Below are 20,671 nucleotides of genomic sequence, written 5' to 3'. Positions count from 1 at the left end.
CTGCTTGCTCGAGGGAGTCGGGTTCAGGCTTCCAGCAGCCGGGTGGGCCAGCCCATCTTCTGCTGGCGCTCCACCTCGAGGCGCAGCTCGCTGGCCCGCAGGTAGTGTTCTTCCATCCACCCCCTGGGCAGGGTGAGGGTGAGGGCATCCTCGTCCGCCTGCAGGGTGAAGCCGGGCACAGTGCCCTGGGTGCGGCGCATGCAGAGGATCAGGGAGATGCGCAGGATGCGGGCCAGCCGGATCGCCTGGCGACCGGTGACGGCGCCTTGTCGCTCCAGCGGCTCCAGCTTGAATTCATCCCGCTGGTTGAACAGCAGGGCGGACAACAGCTTCTTCTGCGCCGGGGTGAAACCCGGCATGTCGATGTTGTCGATGATGTAGGCGGCGTGTTGCGGCGCCTTCTTGTACTCGATGCACAGCCCTATCTCGTGCAGCAGGGCCGCATAGCGCAGTATGGGGCGACCGTAGCGCTTGGAGAGACGCCAGGCCGGTTGCAGCTGGTTGAAGGCCTGGATGGCGGTGTCGCGCACCCGCTCGGCATGCTCTTTATCCAGCTGGTAGCGGTTGATCAGGCTGTCGGCGGTTCTGTCCCGGGCATCGCAGTCGTGATTGTTGCCGAGCAGGCCGTAGATCAGCCCTTCCCGCAGGGCGCCACCCGCCAGGGTCATGCTCTCGACCCCCAGGGTCTCGAAGATGGCGATCAGGATGGCGAGGCCGGAGGGGAACACGGTGAGCCGCTCGGCCGCCAGTCCCTCCAGTTGCAGTCGATCCAGCCTGCCGCAGGCGATGGCCTGACCCATCAGCTCCTGCAATTTTGGCAGGGTGACCCGCTCGCTCTTCCCTTGCGCCAGCATGATCTCCTGCAGCGCCTGGACTGTGCCGGAGGCGCCGACACAGGTACGCCAGCCGAGGGCGCGATAATCCTCCGCCACCTTCTCCAGCACCGCCTTGGCGGCGGCAATGGCCTGCTGGAAACGGGTCTCGGAGAGCTCGCCGTCACCGAAGTGGTTGTTGAGCCAGGTGACGCAGCCCATGTGCAGGCTGTTGAGCAGTTTCGCTTCGCTGTGCTCGCCTATCACCAGCTCGGTGCTGGCGCCGCCGATGTCGATCACCAGCCGGTTGCCTTCCCCGGCCGAGGTCCAGGAGACCCCCTCGTAGATGGTCTTGGCCTCTTCCTCGCCCGAGATGATCTCGATGCTGTGATTGAGCACCCGTTCCGCTTCGCTGATGAATTCGTCGACGTTGGTGGCCAGACGCAGGGTGGCGGTGCCCACCACCCGGATATTGTCGGCGGGGATGTCCTGCAACTGTTCGGCGAACAGCCGCAGGCAGTCCCAGCCCCGGGCCATGGCGGTCTGGCTCAGGCGAAATTCCGGATCCAGACCGGCGGCGAGGCGGACCTTGCGCTTGACCTTGGTGACGGTACGCAGAGCACCGGCGACCTCGCGCACCACCAGCATGTGAAAGCTGTTGGAGCCGAGGTCGATGGCGGCGTAGAGCGGCGAGTTGTGCATTTAGTTCTTGCGGGGCGGACGACGACGGCTGTTGCTGTTGCCACCACCCTGGCGATCCCGCATGTTGCGGTTCACCGGCTGACGGTTGCGATGGATGCGCTTGGGCGCCGTCACGTCATCGAGCAGGGCATCTCTGTCATACTTGCTGACCGGGATGGCGTGGTGGATGTACTCCTCGATGGCCGGCAGGTTGAAGGCGTAGTCTTCACAGGCCAGGCTGATGGAGTGACCGCTCTTGCCGGCGCGGCCGGTACGACCGATGCGGTGCACATAGTCTTCGGCATCGTCGGGCAGGTCATAGTTGAAGACGTGGGTCACGTCCGGGATATGCAGACCACGGGCGGCCACGTCGGTGGCGACCAGGATGTCTAGCTTGCCCTTGGTGAAGTCGTCCAAGATCTTCATCCGCTTCTTCTGGGGCACGTCACCGGTCAGCAGACCGGCGCGGTGGCCGTCATTTTCCAGCCAGGCCTGCACGTCTTCGCACACATGCTTGGTGTTGGCGAAGACGATGGCTTTCTCCGGCCACTCCTCTTCCATCAGGGAGAGCAGCAGCAGCATCTTGTCTTCGTTGGAGGGATAGAACAGCTCCTCCTTGATGCGCACGCCCGTCATCTGCTCCGGCTCCACCTGTACGTGTTCCGGGTGGTTCATGTGCTCGTAGGCCAGCTCCTGCACCCGCAGGGAGAGGGTGGCGGAGAACAGCATGTTCAGCCGCTCGGTGGCTTCCGGCATGCGGCGGAACAGGAAACGTATGTCCTTGATGAAGCCGAGATCGAACATGCGATCCGCTTCGTCCAGCACCACTACCTGGATGTTGCCCAGATCGATGACGTTGGACTTGAAATAATCGATGATGCGGCCCGTGGTGCCGATCAGGATGTCGACACCCTGTTCCAGCACGGCCAGCTGCTTGTCATACCCTTCGCCACCATAGGCGAGGCCGAGCTTGAGCCCGGTGGAGGCTGACATGGTGTCGGCGTCGTTGTAGATCTGGACCGCCAGCTCCCGGGTCGGTGCCATTATGATGGCGCGGGGCTGGTTGACCAGGCGCGGCTTGGTCAGGGGGTGGGTCAGCAGATAGTTGAATGTCGCGGCCAGAAAGGCAATGGTCTTGCCGGTACCCGTCTGGGCCTGTCCGGCGAGGTCGTGACCTTCAACCAGCAGGGGCAGAGACAGTGCCTGGATGGGCGTGCAATAGTGAAATCCCTTTGCTTCCAGACCAGCCAGAACTTCGGGTTCGAGGCCCATTTGGGCGAATTTATCGGTCGTTAAGTGTGTTTTGCTCATGGCGGTAGGTTATCAGGTTAGGCTTGCAATAATAAACAGGATCATTTCAAATAGGGCAACTATTGCCTTTGTTGACGTCTCAATTAAGGGCTTATTGACTGACTGGAGTTGGATATGAGTGACAAGATTGTTCAGCTGAGCGATGTCAGCTTCGAGACCGATGTGATTAAAGCAAGTGGCCCCGTTCTGGTCGATTTTTGGGCAGAATGGTGCGGTCCCTGCAAGATGATTGCCCCGATCCTGGATGAAATCTCTCAAGAATATGAAGGTCGCGTAACCGTGGCCAAACTGAACATCGACCACAATGCCGAGACCGCCCCCAAGTACGGCATCCGTGGTATTCCGACCCTGCTGCTGTTCAAGAACGGCGAAGTGGCAGCCACCAAGGTCGGCGCCCTGTCCAAGACTCAGCTCAAAGAGTTTCTGGACGGCAACCTGTAATTATCAAGTAAGGAGCGCATTGCAATAATGCGCTCCTTGTGTTTTATCACCTAGACGCTCATCCCGATTGGTGCTAGTTTATCGCTCGTTTGCTAACCTTTTTGCCTGACTCCTTGCTTCACAACAGCCTGGCAAATTCAATCCTACTCGGCATCAATCCAGCAGACTGTCTCGTCCCCATTCAATCCTTGCTTACAGACTTTCACCACTATGAATCTGACTGAATTAAAGAACACTCCTGTGTCTGAGCTGGTCAAGCTCGGCGAAACCATGGGGTTGGAAAATCTGGCTCGGGCCCACAAGAAAGACATTATTTTCGCGATCCTCAAGGCGCACGCCAAGGGTGGCGAGGATATCTTTGGCGACGGTGTGCTGGAAATCCTGACCGATGGCTTCGGCTTCCTGCGCAGTGCAGACGGTTCCTACCTGGCCGGCCCGGATGACATCTATGTCTCCCCCAGCCAGATCCGCCGTTTCAACCTGCGTACCGGCGATACCATCTCCGGCAAGATCCGGCCGCCGAAAGAGGGCGAGCGCTACTTTGCCCTGCTCAAGGTCAACGACGTCAACTACGACCGTCCGGAAAACTCCCGCAACAAGATCCTGTTCGAAAACCTGACCCCTCTGCACGCCAACGAGCGTCTGCGCATGGAGCGTGGCAACGGTTCGACCGAAGACATCACGGCACGTGTGCTGGATCTGGCGTCCCCCATCGGCAAGGGTCAGCGTGGCCTGATCGTGGCGCCGCCCAAGGCCGGTAAGACCATGCTGCTGCAGAACATCGCCCAGAGCATCGCCTACAACCATCCGGATTGTGAACTGATCGTCCTGCTGATCGACGAGCGCCCGGAAGAAGTGACCGAGATGCAGCGCATGGTGAGGGGAGAGGTGATCGCCTCCACCTTCGACGAGCCCGCCTCCCGTCACGTCCAGGTCGCCGAGATGGTGATCGAGAAGGCCAAGCGCCTGGTCGAGCACAAGAAGGACGTGGTGATCCTGCTGGACTCCATCACCCGTCTGGCGCGCGCCTACAACACCGTCATCCCCTCATCCGGCAAGGTGCTGACCGGTGGTGTGGATGCCAACGCCCTGCACAGGCCCAAGCGCTTCTTCGGCGCGGCCCGTAACGTCGAGGAAGGCGGCAGCCTGACCATCATTGCGACCGCGCTGGTTGACACCGGCTCCAAGATGGATGAAGTCATCTACGAAGAGTTCAAGGGTACCGGCAACATGGAACTGCACCTCTCGCGCAAGATTGCCGAGAAACGCGTCTATCCGGCCATCGACATCACCCGCTCCGGCACCCGCAAGGAAGAGCTGCTGACCGCACCGGACGAGCTGCAGAAGATGTGGATCCTGCGCAAGATCATTCACCCCATGGGCGAGATCGACAGCATCGAGTTCCTCATCGACAAGCTGGCAGCCACCAAGACCAACGACGAGTTCTTCGACTCCATGCGTCGTCAGCAGAAATAAGCGCTGTTCGAGTCATGTATAAACCGCGGCCCCTGGTCGCGGTTTTTGTTTATCGGCGCCACTGTGCCCAGAATGGGAGCCGGACATGTCCGCCGACTGGCCTGCCTGGTGGCGATCTTGGCCAGAAGATGCCGCAATCTGTACGGGATCGCGGTTTTTGCTTGAGAATTTGCCTTAGTATGAGGCTTCGATGTCACATGGATGGAGACGTCATGAGAGGAGTGATGTGGTTACTGCTGGCCGGCCTGCTGGCAGGGGAGGCCGCCCTGGCCGTTCCCCCTGCCAAGGCGCCGCCCATCAAGAGCGCCCTGGTGGCCGACGAGGGGGTGGGGGAGAGCAGGCATTATCTGCTCGAGCAGCTCAAGGCGGGTCGGTTCGATGCCGTGGATACCCTGCTCGCTTCCCTGAGCGTGGGGCAGCGGGAGTATCTGATCTATCAGCTGATGGGGGATCTGCGCCACATTCCGGCCACGGCGGCACTGCAATCCTGGGTGCAGGCCCAGTCCGGCAAGGCACCCCAGTGGCTGGTCGAAGGGGAGGTGGATGGCTTCCTGATGCAGCTGCCCGCCTATGACTTTCCGGCCGAGGCGCGAATGCTGCTGACCCACTGGCAACAGCAGAACTGGCAGGCCCAGTATCGCCGGGAGCTGAGCCAGGGCCATTTCGACTGGAAGCAGGTCTATAACAGTCGCAACCCGGACTTGCCCCAGCAGCAGCAGGCCTTGCTGCAGGCATTGACCCAGCTGCCCACCAGCCTGCTGCACCAGCAGGCGCGAGTGCTGGGCCAGCTGAACATCTTCCTGCCGGACAACCGCCTGCTGACCCAGCTGCTGCTGCGCACCGGGGAGCCGGCGCTGTATCGCATGCTGTGGCGTCAACCGGTGGACGATGACAGCCTGAGGGCGCTCAAGGCGCTGCCTTCCCTGCTGAAGGGGGAGGCGGCAAGCGACCTGCTTATCGGTGCGACCAAGAACCCCAAGCTGAAACGGCCGGCCCTCAAGGCCTTGAGCCAGCTCTCTCCCCTGCCCGTCAAGGCCCAGGACTTCCTGCTGGCCGAGCTGGGCAACAGCCAGTACGGCAGCTTGGTCGCCAGCCTGCTGCTCGAGGTGGATGAGCCCAGGCTGCTGGTGCGTCTGGCCGACGAGATGACGCGGATGGAGCGGCGACCTAACATCTCCCTGTTGCTGGCACCCGATTCGGGTACAACCGGTGCCGTACCGGGGTTATAATGCCCCACCTCCTGAACACAGTCGGTACCCGCATGAAATACAAGGACTTGCGTGATTTTATCGCGCAGCTCGAACGGCAAGGACAACTCAAGCGCATCAGCCAGGAGATAGACCCCTATCTGGAGATGACGGAGATCAGCGATCGCACCCTGCGTGCCGGTGGTCCGGCTCTGCTGTTCGAGAATCCCAAGGGTTACGCCATGCCCGTGCTGACCAACCTGTTCGGCACCCCGGATCGGGTCGCCATGGGCATGGGTCAGCAGGATGTAGGCGCCCTGCGCCAGGTCGGCACCTGGCTCTCCTACCTCAAGGAGCCCGAGCCCCCTCGGGGCCTCAAGGAGCTGATGGAGAAGCTGCCCATCTTCAAACAGGTGCTCAACATGCCGACCAAGCGGGTCTCGTCGCCCCCTTGCCAGCAGGTGGTGATGAGCGGGGAGGAGGTGGATCTCGACCAGCTGCCGATCCAGCACTGCTGGCCCGGCGACGTGGCCCCCCTGGTTACCTGGGGTCTGACCATCACCCGAGGTCCCTACAAGAAGCGCCAGAACCTCGGTATCTACCGCCAGCAGAAGATCGGCAGGAACAAGCTGATCATGCGCTGGCTGGATCACAGGGGTGGGGCCATCGATTTTCGCGAGTGGCAGGAGGCCCACCCGGGTGAGCGTTTCCCCGTGGTGGTGGCGCTCGGCGCTGATCCGGCGACCATACTCGGCGCCGTGACCCCGGTGCCTGACTCGCTCTCCGAGTATGCCTTCGCCGGCCTGCTGCGGGGCAGCCGCACCGAAGTAGCCAAGGCCCTGAGCTGCGATCTCGAGGTGCCCGCCAGCGCCGAGATCGTGCTGGAAGGGTACCTTGAGCCGGGTGAGATGGCGCCGGAAGGGCCCTATGGCGACCACACCGGCTACTACAACGAGGTGGACGAGTTCCCGGTGTTCACCATTACCCATATCAGCATGCGTCGCGATGCCATCTACCACAGCACCTACACGGGCCGTCCGCCCGATGAGCCGGCCGTGCTGGGCGTGGCGCTCAACGAGGTATTCGTCCCCATACTGCAAAAGCAGTTCCCGGAGATAGTGGACTTCTATCTGCCGCCGGAGGGTTGCTCCTACCGGATGGCGGTGGTGACCATCAAGAAGCGCTATCCTGGGCACGCCAAGCGGGTGATGCTGGGGGTCTGGTCCTTCCTGCGCCAGTTCATGTACACCAAGTTCGTGATCGTCTGCGACGATGACATCGATGCCCGTAACTGGCAGGATGTGATCTGGGCCATCACCACCCGCATGGATCCCGCGCGGGATACCACCCTGATCGAACACACCCCCATCGACTATCTCGACTTCGCCTCGCCTGTGTCGGGGCTGGGCTCCAAGATGGGGATGGATGCCACCAACAAGTGGCCGGGGGAGAGCAACCGTGAGTGGGGCCAACCCATAGTCCAGGACGAGGCGGTCAAGCAGAAGATTGACGCCATCTGGGCTGAATTGAATATTCTCGACGCCGCGACCCCAGGGTCCCGGGTCTGAATCACTGAACGGAGCGGGCCGGTTGGCCCGTCGCAAGGACAAGAATGCAACGTATCAAGTGCCGCGTAGAGGAACTGCGTGAATATGTCGATACCATCTGGCACGTGGCCCTGACGCCGCTGCAAGAGGTGAATTTCAAGCCAGGCCAGTATCTGCTGGTGGTGATGAGCGATTCGGACAAGCGACCCTTCTCCATCGCCAACTCACCGACCCGATCCGGGGTACTGGAGCTGCAGATCGGCGCCACGCCGGAGAATGCCTACGCCGGCCAGGTGCTGGCGCGGATGCGCGAGCAGGGCGAAATCGAGGTGGAGCTGGCGGCGGGCAAGGCCTTCCTGCGTGACAGCTCCCCCCGGCCCCTGATCCTGATGGCGGGTGGCACAGGTTTTTCCTATGCCCGCTCCATCCTGGAATATCTGGTGGCGACCGGCAGCAAGCGTCCCGTCTTCCTCTATTGGGGGGTGCGTCAGGCGCACTGGCTCTACGAGCAGGCCGAGATGGAGCGCTGGGCCGCCAGTTATGAGCCGCTCACCTTCATTCCCGTGGTGCAGGAGCCGGAAGCGGACTGGACCGGAAAGACGGGGCTGGTGCACAAGGCCATCATGGACGACTTCGTCAGCCTGCATGACTACGACATCTATGTGGCGGGCCGCTTCGAGATGGCGGGGGCGGCGCGGGAAGAGTTCAAGCTGCTGGGCGCCGAGCCCGAGCGCATCTTCGGCGACGCCTACGAGTTCATCTGATCGCCCGGGGGCATCAGCCCTCCCCTAGGTCGCAGAAACGACAAACCCCAGCCTGGCTGGGGTTTGTCATCTGCAGCGCTGGGCGCTGTCCCGGATTTACTCCCCCTTGGGGCCGAGCTGCTGCTCGAGTTGCTCCAGCTTGGCTTCCAGTGCGGTCAGCTTCTCCCGGGTGCGCAGCAGCACCTTGGTCTGCACGTCGAACTCCTCGCGACTGACCAGATCCAGCTTGCCGAGCTGGGCCTGCAGCACCTGGCGGATCTTCTTCTCCACCTCTTCACCCATGGTGCGAATGCCGGGGGGCAGGGCGTTGTGCACCTGTTTGGCAATATCTTCCAGTTTCTTCGGGTCGATCATCACGGCTTCTCCTCATCTGATGGCCGCCATTCTACCGACTATTTGCCCTCGTTGCCGATGCCGGGGGGCGATTTTTGCGACCTCTCCCGTGGCTGAGGTCTGGTCGGGTCTGGTTCACCGCCGGCAAATGGTAATCTATCGAGTCTTACCAGAATGCAATTCCTTGACCTTGTACACAAAAAAAGCAGATCAGATGACCGACCAGATGAGTGATAATTGTTGCCTGCCTGTTAATATGCTGGTGGCGACGATGAAGCGTCGACTCATATGGATAACAACTAATAAAGAGACATGGATATGAAAAAGAAGCTAGTTTACGCAGCCGTGCTCAGCGCTCTGCTGTCGGGTTGCGGTGGCAGTGACAGCAAGGATGACGACACCTCCAGCTATCTGGACTATCTGATCTCGGGTTCCAATGCCGTTCGTCCCAGTGCCCTGGCGGCGCGGGCCAGCGATGGCACCCTCAAGTTCTCCACCGAGACCAGCGATCTCTCCAACCCCGTCTCCGCCCTGTCCACCCTGGATGGCTGGTCCACCACCCAGGCCATCCAGATAGTGCCGGTCACCGGCTCGGGCACCCAGGTTCCGGCTCCCGCCGCCGCCGAGTTCGGTGCCTCCGTGGCTCCCCTCTATCTGCTTGAGCTGACATTCGACAGCGAAGCCCTGCGCCCGAGCGGCGTGAAGAAGGTGCTGGCCTACGGCAGCGACTACGTGGTCGCCAGTGCGGGAGGCAAGCTCAACCTGGTGCCGCTCAAGCCGCTCAACCCCTCCTCCTACTACATGATCGTCGCCACCGACAGCCTCAAAGACAGCGACGGCAAGGCGTTGCAGGCCGGCAGCGATTACAGCAACTTCAAGGGCAACGCCGGCAGCAACACCCAGGAGCAGACCATCCATGGCCTGATCACCCTGCAGGAGGGCCTGTTCAAGGCCGCGACCGGGGTGAGCAGCGACCGCGTCATCTTCTCTGACTGGTTCGGTACCCAGTCCGGCGCCGACGTGCTGGTGGCGGTGAAAGGGGCTGCGGCCTCCATCCTCCAGAGCCCGACCCTGGACGCCGCCGCCCTGTGGAAGCAGGATGCAGCAGGTAATGACAGCCTGCCGCTGACCTACACCATGACGGGCCTCAATGGCGGGGTCGACTTCCTGACCCAGTTGGCGGGGGAACCCTTCCTGCCGGACGAGCAGAAATCCCTGCTCGAGAGCACCATCACCAACAACCCACAGCTGAACGGCATCGCTCAGAAGACCAAGGTCTACACGGGGGCGGTCAAGCTGCCTTACTTCCTGGCGACTCCGACCAGTGCGGGTTCCTGGGACAAGGCCAGAACCCAGTCCTGGCATGGCGCCATCCCCAGCCTCTATGCCATCGCCAATGCGCTGAAAGCCTCTGACAGTGAAGTGATTGCCGGGTTGGTGGGCGCGGGTGTGGATCCGGCCCTGCTGGGTGCGCTCATCGCCGATCCGACCCGCCAGGCCGAGCTGCTGGCGGAGGCGAGCAAGCTGATCGGGGTGACCCTCACCTCCGGCGGCAAGGCGCTGGATGCCGAGATGAACATCGGCCGCTTCAACCCGCTGCCTGCCCTGACCGAGGTGCAGTCGGTGCCGATGCGGATCTTCTCAGCAGCTCCCCTAGGCGCCGTCACCGACGTCATCATCTATCAGCATGGCGTCACCTCGGTGAAGGAGAACGCCTACGCCATCGCCCTGAGCCAGATTGGTGCCGGTGCCCAGGCTTCCCCGTCCAAGAACGTGGCCGTGGTGGTGATCGATCACCCGCTGCATGGTGAGCGCGGCTATGCCCTGACCGGCAGCACGGACTCGGTGACCACGGATGAGAACCCGACCCCCTACCTGAACCTGAGCTACCTGACGGTGGCGCGGGACAACCTCAAGCAGAGCGTGGCCGACTTGCTGGGCCTGCGCCTGGCGGTGGGACTGGCCAATGCCAAGGGGCTGGGTGTTCAGCTCGGCGGCGCCGGGCTCAAGGTCCACTTCCTGGGTCACTCCCTGGGGGCCATCTCGGGGGCCGATCTGCTCTCCGTCTCCAACCAGGATATCGGCAATGCCCAGGCGAATGCCCTGTTCAAGTTCGACACCGGTGGCCTGGCCATGCCGGGTGGCGGCATAGCGCCGTTGCTGCTGAACTCGCCCACTTTCGGCCCGACCATCAAGATGGGCGTGCTGACCGCGGGCAGCCCGGCCCTCAAGGCGGGCTTCACCGCCTATGCCCCGAACTGCAAGACGGCGGTGCCGACCTGCTTCGTCAACGAGTTCCTGCCTAGCCTGGATACGGCCAGCCAGGCGACGGCGGCCAGCACCTTGCAGAGCTACAGCTTCGCGGCCCAGTCGGTGCTGGATTCGGCAGACCCGGTCAACCTGGTGGCAGGCATCAAGGCGGACTTCCCGCTGTTTGCCACCGAAATCGTCGGCGACGGCGCCACCAGTCTGCCGGATCAGGTGATCCCGAACAGCATCGCCACCGCGCCGCTGGGTGGTACAGAGCCGCTGTTCAGTCTGATGGGCCTGCAAGCCTTGAGCGCGACCGGCGCAGCCAACCACCACGCTACCCGCTTCGTGGCAGGTGGTCACAGCTCGCTGCTGGCACCGGACGAGAACTTCGATCCGACAGGCAAGGTCACCACCGAAATGCAGACCCAGTTCGCCAGCTTCTTCATGAGCGGCGGCACTGCGGTCAAGGTGAGCGACGCCAGCCTGCTCAAGCAGTAAGCCGGCCGACCGATAAAAAAACGCCGCCCCTTGGGGCGGCGTTTTTTTTTATGGCAAATCGGCTCAGGCTGGCCTGGGGTGCCTGTCCAGCCAGCCTTGCAGCAGACCGACCAGCAAACCCATTAGATGAACCATGTTGGCCATCATGGGGGTTGCCGAGCAGGCTAAACCAGCAGGCAACAGCACCTCAAACCGGCTTGTGGTGGCGGTCAAGCCAGCCTTGCAGCAGACCGACCAGCAAACCCATCAGGTGGGCCATGTTGGCCACGCTGGTCCCCAGCAGATCGAAGAACCCCAGCGCCAGCCAGAACAGCATGAAGCCCATCAGGGCCGGGGGCAGGGTGAAGCCGGACGCTGGCTGCAATCTGCCTCGCACCCAGCAGTAGCCGAGCAGGGCATAGACCACCCCGGAGAGGCCGCCAAAGCGCGGGCCGCTCACCAGGAACTCGGCGATGTTGGGCAGGGCGGCACCGACCAGCAGCAGGATCAGCAGCTTGCCGCTGCCCAGGCGCTGCTCTATCTGGCCGCCGAGATACCACCACCACAGCAGGTTGAACACCAGGTGCAGCACGGAGAAGTGGATGAAGGCCGGGGTGACGTAGCGCCAGGCCTGCCAGTCGCCGAACTGGGCCAGGGTCGGGTGGAACGCCAGCAGATCGAAGAGGGGCAGCCCTATGGCTTGCAGGGCGTAGATGGCGAGGCAGGCGACGATGACCAGCAGGGTCAGGGGCCCGGCATGGTGCAGGAAGTCGGTGACGGGATCCGCCATCCCCTTGCTGTAGTCGATGCGGGCGTCGGCCCGGCCCGACTGCCAGGAAGCCTCCAGGTAGCGGGGGTGATTGGGTTCGCTCAGGAAGCGTTTCACCTCCAGCTGGGCCTGGGCCAGGCGCTGCTCGTCCGCAAGCCAGACGCTGACGCCGAGCTCGGACTGGGTCAGCTCGCAGGCAATGCCCAGGGTGGTGAGATAGTCCACCAGGGCCTGGGCCATGCGGGCATCCCCCAGCACCAGCAGCTGGATCATGCCGGCGGGAGTGTCGCCATCGGCGCCGCTCATTCCTCCCCCGCCTGGATGGGGAACTCCTTGCGCCAGGCTTCAAAGCCGCCATCCAGGCTGTAAACCTCGTCATAGCCCTGTTGTAGCAGGTACTGGGCCGCCCCCTGGCTGCTGTTGCCGTGGTAGCAGATCACGATGACGGGGGTGTCGAAGTCCACCTCGTCCATGAAGCGCACCAGGGTGCCATTGGTGAGGTGGAAGGCGCCGACCGGGTGAGCGGCCTCGAAGGATTGAGGGTCGCGAATATCCACCAGGCGAGCCTCGCCGGCGAGGAGCTTCTGGTGGGCATCATGGGCGCTGATATGGGCAAACTGGTCCATGGGCATGTCCTGTGAATAGGTTGATTGACGGCCAGTTTACCGCAAGCGTGCGGTTGCGCTAAGCCCGCAATGTGTTCATGGCCCGATGGGAAGAGATCGCAATTTTCTTCAATATCGCGGTCAGGCTGGCGGTTAGGGTGGTACCTCGATTGTCGCAACGAGTGTCACCCATGGAACTGAGTCTGTTGTTATCCATGGCCGGCTTTGCCCTGGCCATGTCCATCTCCCCCGGCCCGGTCAATCTGGTCGCCCTCAGCGCCGGGGCGCAGTACGGTTTTCGGGCCAGCCTGCGCCATGTGGTAGGGGCCACCCTGGGCTTCATCCTGTTGCTGCTGTTGATGGGACTGGGTCTGGGGGGCGCCCTGTCGCAGTGGCCCATGGCACTGGGCGCCATCCACTGGGGCGGCATCCTGTTTCTCTGCTACATGGCCTGGCTGCTGATACGGGACAAGGGGGAAATCGAGGCCGAGAGAGGCGCGCCCCCTGCCTTCTGGTACGGGGCCCTGATGCAGTGGCTCAATCCCAAGGCCTGGCTGGCGGCCAGCATGGGGATGGGAGCATACGGGGTGGCGGGCGGCGCTGGGCAGGTGATCCTGTTCACCTGTCTCTATCTGGTGATCTGCCTGGGTTCCATCGCCTGCTGGGCCTATGCCGGTAGTTTCCTGCAGCAGGCCCTGCTCTGTGCGCGGCGGCTGCGCTGGTTCAACCGGGTGATGGCGCTTCTGCTGCTGTTCAGTGCCGCCTATCTGGTGCGCTCGTCCTGAGGGAGGCGCAGGGCGCGATACTGTCCCGGGGTGGCGGCGACCAGTCGCTTGAACTGGCGCTGGAAGTGGGCCTGATCCGAGAAGCCCGTCGCCAACGCCACCTCTGCCAGGGGCTGGCCGCGCGCCAGCAGGCCACGGGCATGGCCGATGCGTCGGTTGAGCAGGTAGGCGTGGGGGGTCATGCCGTAATGACGGCTGAAGGCGCGCACGAAGTGGGAGGGGGTCAGCCCGGCCACGGCGCTCAGCCGCTCCAGGGTGAGGGGGGAGGCGCATTCATCCTTGATAAGCTCGGCGGCGCGTTTCAGGTGTGGGGGAGGGCGCTGGCCCCAGTTGGCGGGGGTCAGCCTGGCCAGTAGCAGGTGGCTGAACTGGTGGCAGGCGACCTCCTTGGCGAGGAGGTCTTGCCCCTCGTCTTGCAGGGTGCGATAGAGGCGCTGCAAGGCGACATACAGCAGGGGATCCCGGCTGGCGGTCATGTCGAAGGGGCGAAATTCGGTGCCAAGGCCGGCCTCTTGCTGTTGGCAACCCAGCCAGTCCAGGTCGAGGTAGAACATCAGATAGGACCAGGGCTGATCCGCGATGGGGTTGCAGGCGTGAACCTCTTCCGGGTTCATCAGCACCAGGCTGCCGCCGCCGACCTCCTGCCTGCTGCGCTGGTTGAGATACTGGCTGTGGCCGCCGGTGATGGCGCCGATGGAGAAGTGGGGGTGACTGTGCTTGTCGTAGCAGACGCGGCGGCCATCCTGCACGGCGCGCGCCTCGATGAAGGGCAGGGCCGGATCACGCCAGAACTGGTGGCGATCCGGCGTGGTTCCGGCCCTGCTCATGGTTTGTTCCTCCGGGTCGATGTGACGCCCCCCGGCGGTGATGGCGCCAGCAGGAGACAGCTCCTGGCCTGGCGCACCTTGTCAGCCACCCAGATAGGCCTGGCGCACGGCGGGGTTGGCCAGCAGGGCCGCCCCCGAGTCTTGCAGCACCACGTGGCCGTTCTCCAGCACATAGCCCCTGTCCGCCAGCTTGAGGGCCTGGTTGGCGTTCTGCTCCACCAGGAAGATGGTCATCCCCTTCTGGCGCAGCTGCTCTATGGTGTCGAAGATCTGCTGGATGATGATGGGGGCCAGCCCCAGGGAGGGCTCATCGAGCAGCAGCAGGCGCGGCTTGCTCATCAGGGCGCGACCGATGGCCAGCATCTGCTGCTCGCCGCCGGACATGGTGCCTGCCCGCTGCTCCAGCCGCTCGTGCAGGCGCGGGAACAGGGTGAACACCTGATCCAGCAGACCGTGCTGCTCGGCCTTGTCGACGAAGAAGGCCCCCATCCTCAGGTTCTCCTCTACCGTCAGACGGGCGAAGATGCGGCGCCCCTCCGGCACCACGGCGATGTCCTTGCGCATGATGCGGGCCGTGCTGAGGGAGTCTATCTGTTCTCCCTCGAACCAGATGCTGCCGCTGCTGGGCTTGGGCTCGCCGCACAGGGTCATCAGCAGTGTGGTCTTGCCGGCGCCATTGGCGCCGATCAGGGTGACGATTTCCCCCTCTTTTACCTCGACGCTGACGTTATGCAGCGCCTGGATCTTGCCGTAGTGGGTCGATACGTTGCGAAGTTCTAACATCCTGACTCCTTGGGCCCTACGATTCGCCCAGATAGGCCTTGATCACGGCCGGGTTGTTACGGATCTCATCCGGCTTGCCGTTGGCCAGCGGCGTGCCCTGATTGACCACGAAGATGCGGTCCGAGATATCCATGACCAGCTTCATATCGTGCTCGATGAGCAGCACCGAGACCTCGAATTCGTCCCGCAACCCGACGATGAGGGCGTTGAGATCGTCGGTCTCGTTGGGGTTGAGACCGGCGGCGGGTTCATCCAGCATCAGCAGCTCCGGCTTGGTGGCCATGCAGCGGGCGATCTCGAGGCGACGCTGCTGACCGTAGGCCAGGTTGCCGGCGGGGCGGTTGGCCAGATCCTTGAGGCCCACCTTCTCCAGCCAGTATGCCGCCTGCTCCAGCCCCTCCTGCTCGGCGCGGCGGAAGGCCGGCGTCTTGAACAGGCCGGCGAGGAAGCCGGTGTTGAGGTGCCTGTGCTGGGCCACCAGCAGGTTCTCCACCGCCGTCATTTCCTTGAACAGCCGCACGTGCTGGAAGGTGCGCACCACCCCTTTGCGGGCGATGAGGTGGCCGGGCAGCCCCTGGATCTCCTCGCCGCGATAGCGGATGGTGCCGCCACTCGGGCGATAGAAGCCGGTCAGGCAGTTGAAGATGGTGGTCTTGCCCGCGCCATTGGGCCCTATGATGGAGATCACCTCTCCCTTGTTCACATCCAGCTTGACGCCGTTGACCGCGAGCAAGCCGCCGAAACGCATCGACAGATCAGAGACTTCTAACAACGTCTGATTCATTTTTGCAGCTCCAAGTGTGGTCTGGTCATCGGCAGCAGTCCCTGGGGACGCCAGATCATCATGAACACCATCAAGAGGCCGAACATCAGCATGCGGTACTCGTTGAATTCACGGGCCAGCTCAGGCAGCACCGTCATCACGATGGCGGCCAGCACCACCCCGATCTGGGAGCCCATGCCCCCCAGCACCACGATGGCGAGCACGATGGCTGATTCGATGAAGACGAAGGATTCCGGACTGATGAAGCCCTGGCGCGAGGCGAAGAAGCTGCCGGCAAAGCCCGCGAAGCAGGCGCCTATGGTGAAGGCGGTCAGCTTGATGATGGTGGGGTTGAGCCCGAGCGACTTGCAGGCGATCTCGTCTTCCCGCAGCGCTTCCCAGGCGCGGCCGAGCGGCATGCGCAGCAGGCGATTGATGACGAACAGGGTCGCAATCACCAGCACCAGTGCCATCAGATAGAGGAAAATCACCTTGTGGTTGGCGTTGTAGGCGATGCCGAAGAAGTCGTGGAAGGTGCCAAAGCCGTCATCCTTGACGGTACGATTGAACTCCAGCCCCCCCAGGGTGGGTTTGGGAATGCCGGAGATGCCGTTCGGGCCACCGGTGAGAGAGGTGAGATTGTTGAGCAGGATGCGGATGATCTCGCCAAAGCCCAGGGTGACGATGGCCAGATAGTCCCCCCTCAGCCGCAGCACGGGGAAGCCGAGCAGGAAGCCGAACAGGGCGGCCATGCCACCGGCGATGGGCAGGCACTCCCAGAAGCTCAGGCCGAAATAGGTATTGAGCAGGGCATAGCTGTAGGCGCCGACCGCGTAGAAGCCGACATAACCGAGATCCAGCAGGCCGGCGAGGCCGACCACCACGTTCAACCCCAGCCCCAGCATGATGTAGATCAGGGTGAGGGTGGCGAGGTCCACGGCGCCCCGGGAGGCGACGAAGGGCCAGCTGACCGCCAGCAGCAGCACGATCAGGGCCGCGCTGTTGTAGAGGCGCGGCGCCTGCTCGGGGCTTGGCAGCACCAGCTTGGCAAAGCCGCTGGTGGAGCCCGTGAACAGCCCCAGGATCTGGCTGCGCAGCAGCTGGAAGCAGAATACCAGGGCGGCGCCCCCCAGCAGCCAGGCGAGGGACACATCGAGGCGGCTCACCACCAGCAAGCGGGTGCCTTCGGTCTCGAGCTTGAAGCCCAGCAGCCAGAAGGAGAGCACCATCAGCACCAGGCTGGCGACGCAGGCATGAATGAATTGGCGTTTCATCATACTTTCTCGACCTCCGGGCGGCCCAGGATACCTGTCGGCATGAACAGCAACACGAAGATGAGCAGGGCGAAGGCCATCACATCCTTGTATTCGGTACTGAGATAACCGGCGGTGAGGGCTTCGACCACCCCCAGCAGCAGGCCGCCGAGCACGGCGCCCGGAATGCTGCCGATGCCGCCCAAGACAGCGGCGGTGAACGCCTTCAGCCCGGCCATGAAACCGAGGTAGGGGTTGATGACACCGTAATACATGCCGAGCAGTACCCCAGCAACGGCGGCGAGGGTGGCCCCCAGCACGAAGGTGATGGAGATGACCACATGGGTGTCTATCCCCAGCAGGTTTGCCATCTTGATGTCTTCCGAACAGGCGCGGCAGGCACGCCCCATGCGGGAGCGATTGATGAACTGGGTCAGCGCCAGCATGGTGATGAAGGTGACCACGAAGATGACCAGCTGCATGTAGGAGAGGCTGGCCTGGAAGCCATCCTCGCCACCCAGGGTCCAGCCACCGCTGATCAGGGTCGGCATGGCGATGTCACGCGAACCCTGCGCCATGCGCATCATGTTCTGCAGGAAGATCGACATGCCGATGGCGGAGATCAGGGGGATGAGACGGTTGCCGCCGCGCAAGGGGCGGTAGGCGACCCGCTCTATGGTCCAGCCATAGGTGCCGGTCACTATGATACTGATGAGGAAGGCGGCGCCCAGCAGGACGGTCGTGGCGTCTATGCCCATCATCATGAGGGCGGCCATGACCATGAAGGCGACATAAGAGCCGATCATGTAGACCTCGCCGTGGGCGAAGTTGATCATGCCGATGATGCCATAGACCATGGTGTAGCCGATGGCGATCAACGCATAGGTGCTACCTATGGTCAATCCGTTCAGCAACTGCTGAACAAAATAGAGAATGTGTTCGGACATACTGCGTTCCCTGTACTTGCCCGCAAAGACGTGAGGGGGTGAGCATGCTCACCCCCTCCGGCAGATTTATTATTTGAGCTGGGTAGAGGTGCCGTCGGCGTGCCACTCGAACACACCGAACTCGAAGCCTTTCAGATCGCCATTCGGCGCCCAGCTGAGGGGGCCCATGACGGTGTCTATGGTGCTGGCCTTGATGGCTTTTTCCACGGCCATCGGGTCTTCACCCGCCTGCGCGATACCGGCCGCCAGGGTCTGGACCGCAGCATAGGTGGTCCAGACGAAGGGACCGGAAGAGTCCTGACCCTTGGCCTTGAAGGCGGCCACGATCGGGGCGTTGGCCGGGACCAGGTCATACTTGTTCGGCAGGGTCACCAGCAGCCCCTCGGAACCCTGGCCGCCGATGGCGGAGATATCCTTGTTGCCCACCCCTTCCGGACCCATGAACTTGGCCTTGAGGCCCTTCTCGTTCGCCTGACGCAGGATCAGACCCAGCTCGGGGTGATAGCCGCCGTAGTAGACGAAGTCGACGTTCTCTTTCTGCAACTTGGCGATCAGGGCGGAGAAGTCCTTGTCCCCGGCCGTGATGCCTTCAAATGCCACCACCTTGACGCCGGCCTTGTCCAGTGCGGCCTTCACGCTGGAGGCGATGCCTTCACCGTACTGCTTCTTGTCGTGGATGACGGCGACGCGCTGGGGCTTGATCTGCTCGATGATGTACTTGGCGGCGGTCGGGCCCTGGTCGCTGTCCAGACCTATGGTACGCAGGGTCAGCTGGTAGCCACGCTCGGTGATCTTGGGGTTGGTGGAGGCGGGAGTCACCATCAGCACCCCTTCATCTTCATAGATGTCGGAGGCGGGCAGGGTGTTGTCGGAGCAGAGGTGGCCCACCACGAACTTGACGCCGTCGTTGATCACCTTGTTGGCGATGGCTACCGCCTGCTTGGGATCGCAGGCATCGTCATAGATGACGGCTTCGATCTGCTTGCCCTTGATGCCGCCGGCCTTGTTGATCATCTCGACCGCCATCTTGCCGCCGGTGAACTGCATGTCACCATATTGGGCGACCGGTCCAGTGACGGGTCCGGCGATGCCAATCTTGATGGTGTCGGCGGCATGTGCCATGGAAACAGAACCAAACAGCGCCATAGAAACCGCTGCCCTGACCGCTACCTTGCTCCAGTTATTCATAGATTCGTCCCTTTAATCAGTGGATTGTTTCACTCCGGACAGACTTCCCGCTTATCCGGCAATAGCTAAGGTTCTATCACTCCTGCCCCGGTAATAACAAGCTGTTAAAGATCTGGCAGGGGGGGGACTTGCAGGGGCTTGAATGAAGCTAATCGCTATGTATAGACATTTAGCTGGTGTTTCCTGCTGAATTGCCTCGGCAACATCAAGTTAACATTTGAATCTGTTTGATTTGATAGCGGAAAAAGCTGGGGAGTTTTTACTCTGATGCTGCTCCCATTTCGTTCAAAATCCGTTTGCGCAAATCAGGGGGAGCACCTAGATTAGCCGGCAGCGGTAATTGCTTGACAGTTCCCGTGAATTTCAAGCCTTTATTCGGGAAATCTGCTAAGGTTCCGCTTTTTGATATTCAGGAGACAGAGATGGCCACAATCAAAGATGTCGCCTCACGGGCGGGCGTATCCATCTCCACCGTCTCACATGTACTCAATCACACCCGTCGGGTCAGCGAAGACGCGACCCAGAAAGTGCTTGAGGCGGTGGCAGAGCTCAACTACGCACCCAATTCGGTGGCGCGCAGCCTCAAGATCAATTCGACCAAGACCATAGGCATGCTGGTGACCACCAGTGCCAACCCCTTCTTCGCGGAAGTGGTGCGCGGTGTCGAGGCTTACTGCTTCGAGCAGGGTTACAGCCTGATCCTGTGCAACACCGAGAACCAGCCACCTCGCCAGCAGCACTACCTCAAGATGCTGATGGAGAAGCGGGTCGATGGCCTGCTGGTGCTGGGGACCGACATAGACACGCCGCTGCGTGACATGTTGCGCATTCACAAGAACGTGCCCCAGGTGGTGCTGGATTGGGGCACAGAGTGCGACTTTGCCAACGTCATCAACGACAACGCCCGCATCGGTGCCGGCATGGCGGTCAGCCACCTGCTGGAGCAGGGTCACAGGGAGATCGTCTGCATCACGGGGCATCTCGACAAGCCGACTACCCAGCAGCGCCTGGACGGGGTGCGCGATGCCCTGGCCGAGCAGGGCCTCACCCTGAAAGAGGAGCAGATCTTCGAAGGGGATTACGAGAGCCAGAGCGGGTTCGACCAGATGCAGCGCATCCTGGCCCTGACGCCGCGGCCGACCGCGGTGTTCGCCTTCGACGATCCCATGGCGATCGGTGCCATCTGCGCCGCCTGGGAGGCGGGGGTCAAGGTGCCGGACGACATCTCCGTCATCGGCTATGACGACGTTGAGATGGCGCGTTTCTCCAGCCCGCCGCTCACCACCATTCGCCACCCCAAGGCCGAGCTGGGCCTGTTGGCGGTGCAGCAGCTGGTGAGCCGGATCCGCAACAAGGAGCTCGAAGTCGAGTCCATGACGGTGCAGCCGGAACTGATCGTGCGTCGCTCGGTCAAGCGTCTGGGCTGATCCTGCGAGAGAAGAGACAGACATGAGAGCGGCCACCCCGGG

Annotated in this window: 19 protein-coding genes; 8 read left to right on the top strand and 11 right to left on the bottom strand. The window is 62.4% G+C overall.

Features of this window, described 5'->3' with window-relative positions:
- Window positions 1-23 precede the first annotated feature (23 nt).
- Both gppA and rhlB read right to left on the bottom strand, forming a co-directional pair.
- Window positions 24-1,514: a guanosine-5'-triphosphate,3'-diphosphate diphosphatase gene (gene gppA, locus BN1119_RS16065; protein ID WP_042000293.1), complete on the bottom strand. Its 1,491-nt coding sequence runs from the start codon at window positions 1,512-1,514 to the stop codon at window positions 24-26.
- Complete coding sequence (gene rhlB, locus BN1119_RS16060) at window positions 1,515-2,804, bottom strand: ATP-dependent RNA helicase RhlB (RefSeq protein WP_042000290.1); 1,290 nt, start codon at window positions 2,802-2,804, stop codon at window positions 1,515-1,517.
- A 114-nt stretch (window positions 2,805-2,918) separates the two neighbouring features.
- Here rhlB and trxA point away from each other — a divergent pair, with 114 nt between their 5' ends.
- From trxA to fre, 5 genes are all read left to right on the top strand, one after another.
- Window positions 2,919-3,245, top strand: coding sequence for a thioredoxin TrxA (trxA, locus tag BN1119_RS16055; RefSeq protein ID WP_042000287.1), 327 nt, complete (start codon window positions 2,919-2,921; stop codon window positions 3,243-3,245).
- Between the two features lie 210 nt (window positions 3,246-3,455).
- Window positions 3,456-4,721, top strand: coding sequence for a transcription termination factor Rho (rho, locus tag BN1119_RS16050; protein ID WP_042000284.1), 1,266 nt, complete (start codon window positions 3,456-3,458; stop codon window positions 4,719-4,721).
- 212 nt (window positions 4,722-4,933) lie between these two features.
- Window positions 4,934-5,950 carry a hypothetical protein gene (locus tag BN1119_RS16045; protein WP_042000281.1) on the top strand — a complete coding sequence of 339 codons (1,017 nt, stop codon included), beginning with the start codon at window positions 4,934-4,936 and terminating at the stop codon, window positions 5,948-5,950.
- A gap of 32 nt (window positions 5,951-5,982) precedes the next feature.
- A complete protein-coding gene (gene ubiD, locus BN1119_RS16040; protein WP_042000467.1) occupies window positions 5,983-7,476 on the top strand; it encodes a 4-hydroxy-3-polyprenylbenzoate decarboxylase in 1,494 nt (497 codons plus the stop codon).
- A 44-nt stretch (window positions 7,477-7,520) separates the two neighbouring features.
- The gene (gene fre / locus BN1119_RS16035; RefSeq protein ID WP_042000279.1) at window positions 7,521-8,219 is read left to right on the top strand and encodes an NAD(P)H-flavin reductase; all 699 of its coding nucleotides are present in this window, start codon (window positions 7,521-7,523) and stop codon (window positions 8,217-8,219) included.
- Window positions 8,220-8,315: 96 nt separating this feature from the next.
- Here the strand turns inward: fre and ubiK are convergent, their stop codons facing one another.
- Window positions 8,316-8,573 carry a ubiquinone biosynthesis accessory factor UbiK gene (ubiK, locus tag BN1119_RS16030; protein WP_042000276.1) on the bottom strand — a complete coding sequence of 86 codons (258 nt, stop codon included), beginning with the start codon at window positions 8,571-8,573 and terminating at the stop codon, window positions 8,316-8,318.
- Between the two features lie 297 nt (window positions 8,574-8,870).
- Here ubiK and BN1119_RS16025 point away from each other — a divergent pair, with 297 nt between their 5' ends.
- Window positions 8,871-11,303, top strand: coding sequence for a VolA/Pla-1 family phospholipase (locus BN1119_RS16025; protein ID WP_042000273.1), 2,433 nt, complete (start codon window positions 8,871-8,873; stop codon window positions 11,301-11,303).
- A 187-nt stretch (window positions 11,304-11,490) separates the two neighbouring features.
- Here BN1119_RS16025 and glpG read toward each other — a convergent pair whose 3' ends face one another.
- Complete coding sequence (gene glpG, locus BN1119_RS16020; RefSeq protein ID WP_042000464.1) at window positions 11,491-12,324, bottom strand: rhomboid family intramembrane serine protease GlpG; 834 nt, start codon at window positions 12,322-12,324, stop codon at window positions 11,491-11,493.
- A gap of 29 nt (window positions 12,325-12,353) precedes the next feature.
- Window positions 12,354-12,677, bottom strand: a complete 324-nt coding sequence (gene glpE / locus BN1119_RS16015; protein ID WP_042000270.1) for a thiosulfate sulfurtransferase GlpE — start codon at window positions 12,675-12,677, stop codon at window positions 12,354-12,356.
- A gap of 170 nt (window positions 12,678-12,847) precedes the next feature.
- On the opposite strand from glpE, the gene BN1119_RS16010 reads away from it, so the two are divergent.
- Window positions 12,848-13,441 (top strand): LysE family translocator, encoded by a 594-nt coding sequence (locus BN1119_RS16010; protein WP_084205515.1) that lies wholly within the window; start codon window positions 12,848-12,850, stop codon window positions 13,439-13,441.
- Here the strand turns inward: BN1119_RS16010 and BN1119_RS16005 are convergent.
- From BN1119_RS16005 to BN1119_RS15980, 6 genes are all read right to left on the bottom strand, one after another.
- Window positions 13,420-14,268 carry a helix-turn-helix transcriptional regulator gene (locus BN1119_RS16005; protein ID WP_042000264.1) on the bottom strand — a complete coding sequence of 283 codons (849 nt, stop codon included), beginning with the start codon at window positions 14,266-14,268 and terminating at the stop codon, window positions 13,420-13,422. The two genes, BN1119_RS16010 and BN1119_RS16005, sit on opposite strands and share 22 nt — an antisense overlap.
- An 81-nt stretch (window positions 14,269-14,349) precedes the next feature.
- Window positions 14,350-15,051 carry an ABC transporter ATP-binding protein gene (locus tag BN1119_RS16000; protein WP_042000259.1) on the bottom strand — a complete coding sequence of 234 codons (702 nt, stop codon included), beginning with the start codon at window positions 15,049-15,051 and terminating at the stop codon, window positions 14,350-14,352.
- 16 nt (window positions 15,052-15,067) lie between these two features.
- The gene (gene livG, locus BN1119_RS15995) at window positions 15,068-15,835 is read right to left on the bottom strand and encodes a high-affinity branched-chain amino acid ABC transporter ATP-binding protein LivG (RefSeq protein ID WP_042000256.1); all 768 of its coding nucleotides are present in this window, start codon (window positions 15,833-15,835) and stop codon (window positions 15,068-15,070) included.
- Window positions 15,832-17,088 (bottom strand): high-affinity branched-chain amino acid ABC transporter permease LivM, encoded by a 1,257-nt coding sequence (locus tag BN1119_RS15990; protein WP_042000461.1) that lies wholly within the window; start codon window positions 17,086-17,088, stop codon window positions 15,832-15,834. Before BN1119_RS15990 ends, livG begins: the two co-directional genes overlap by 4 nt.
- Complete coding sequence (livH, locus tag BN1119_RS15985) at window positions 17,088-18,014, bottom strand: high-affinity branched-chain amino acid ABC transporter permease LivH (protein WP_042000253.1); 927 nt, start codon at window positions 18,012-18,014, stop codon at window positions 17,088-17,090. The genes BN1119_RS15990 and livH overlap by 1 nt, the downstream gene beginning before the upstream one ends.
- 69 nt (window positions 18,015-18,083) lie before the next feature.
- Window positions 18,084-19,202 (bottom strand): branched-chain amino acid ABC transporter substrate-binding protein, encoded by a 1,119-nt coding sequence (locus BN1119_RS15980; protein ID WP_042000250.1) that lies wholly within the window; start codon window positions 19,200-19,202, stop codon window positions 18,084-18,086.
- Between the two features lie 422 nt (window positions 19,203-19,624).
- Here BN1119_RS15980 and BN1119_RS15975 point away from each other — a divergent pair, with 422 nt between their 5' ends.
- On the top strand, window positions 19,625-20,629 hold the full coding sequence (locus BN1119_RS15975) for a substrate-binding domain-containing protein (protein ID WP_042000245.1): 1,005 nt from the start codon (window positions 19,625-19,627) through the stop codon (window positions 20,627-20,629).
- The last annotated feature ends 42 nt before the right edge of the window (window positions 20,630-20,671 follow it).

Source organism: Aeromonas bivalvium (assembly GCF_000819765.1).
GTDB classification, from domain to species: Bacteria; Pseudomonadota; Gammaproteobacteria; order Enterobacterales; family Aeromonadaceae; genus Aeromonas; species Aeromonas bivalvium.
This window is presented reverse-complemented; position numbering and strand designations above follow the sequence as displayed.

Bases quoted from the DNA above. Each gene is read 5' to 3' on its own strand.
- gppA (WP_042000293.1), bottom strand. From the start codon at position 1,514: ATGCACAACTCGCCGCTCTACGCCGCCATCGACCTCGGCTCCAACAGC.
- rhlB (WP_042000290.1), bottom strand. From the start codon at position 2,804: ATGAGCAAAACACACTTAACGACCGATAAATTCGCCCAAATGGGCCTC.
- trxA (WP_042000287.1), top strand. From the start codon at position 2,919: ATGAGTGACAAGATTGTTCAGCTGAGCGATGTCAGCTTCGAGACCGAT.
- rho (WP_042000284.1), top strand. From the start codon at position 3,456: ATGAATCTGACTGAATTAAAGAACACTCCTGTGTCTGAGCTGGTCAAG.
- BN1119_RS16045 (WP_042000281.1), top strand. From the start codon at position 4,934: ATGAGAGGAGTGATGTGGTTACTGCTGGCCGGCCTGCTGGCAGGGGAG.
- ubiD (WP_042000467.1), top strand. From the start codon at position 5,983: ATGAAATACAAGGACTTGCGTGATTTTATCGCGCAGCTCGAACGGCAA.
- fre (WP_042000279.1), top strand. From the start codon at position 7,521: ATGCAACGTATCAAGTGCCGCGTAGAGGAACTGCGTGAATATGTCGAT.
- ubiK (WP_042000276.1), bottom strand. From the start codon at position 8,573: ATGATCGACCCGAAGAAACTGGAAGATATTGCCAAACAGGTGCACAAC.
- BN1119_RS16025 (WP_042000273.1), top strand. From the start codon at position 8,871: ATGAAAAAGAAGCTAGTTTACGCAGCCGTGCTCAGCGCTCTGCTGTCG.
- glpG (WP_042000464.1), bottom strand. From the start codon at position 12,324: ATGATCCAGCTGCTGGTGCTGGGGGATGCCCGCATGGCCCAGGCCCTG.
- glpE (WP_042000270.1), bottom strand. From the start codon at position 12,677: ATGGACCAGTTTGCCCATATCAGCGCCCATGATGCCCACCAGAAGCTC.
- BN1119_RS16010 (WP_084205515.1), top strand. From the start codon at position 12,848: ATGGAACTGAGTCTGTTGTTATCCATGGCCGGCTTTGCCCTGGCCATG.
- BN1119_RS16005 (WP_042000264.1), bottom strand. From the start codon at position 14,268: ATGAGCAGGGCCGGAACCACGCCGGATCGCCACCAGTTCTGGCGTGAT.
- BN1119_RS16000 (WP_042000259.1), bottom strand. From the start codon at position 15,051: ATGTTAGAACTTCGCAACGTATCGACCCACTACGGCAAGATCCAGGCG.
- livG (WP_042000256.1), bottom strand. From the start codon at position 15,835: ATGAATCAGACGTTGTTAGAAGTCTCTGATCTGTCGATGCGTTTCGGC.
- BN1119_RS15990 (WP_042000461.1), bottom strand. From the start codon at position 17,088: ATGAAACGCCAATTCATTCATGCCTGCGTCGCCAGCCTGGTGCTGATG.
- livH (WP_042000253.1), bottom strand. From the start codon at position 18,014: ATGTCCGAACACATTCTCTATTTTGTTCAGCAGTTGCTGAACGGATTG.
- BN1119_RS15980 (WP_042000250.1), bottom strand. From the start codon at position 19,202: ATGAATAACTGGAGCAAGGTAGCGGTCAGGGCAGCGGTTTCTATGGCG.
- BN1119_RS15975 (WP_042000245.1), top strand. From the start codon at position 19,625: ATGGCCACAATCAAAGATGTCGCCTCACGGGCGGGCGTATCCATCTCC.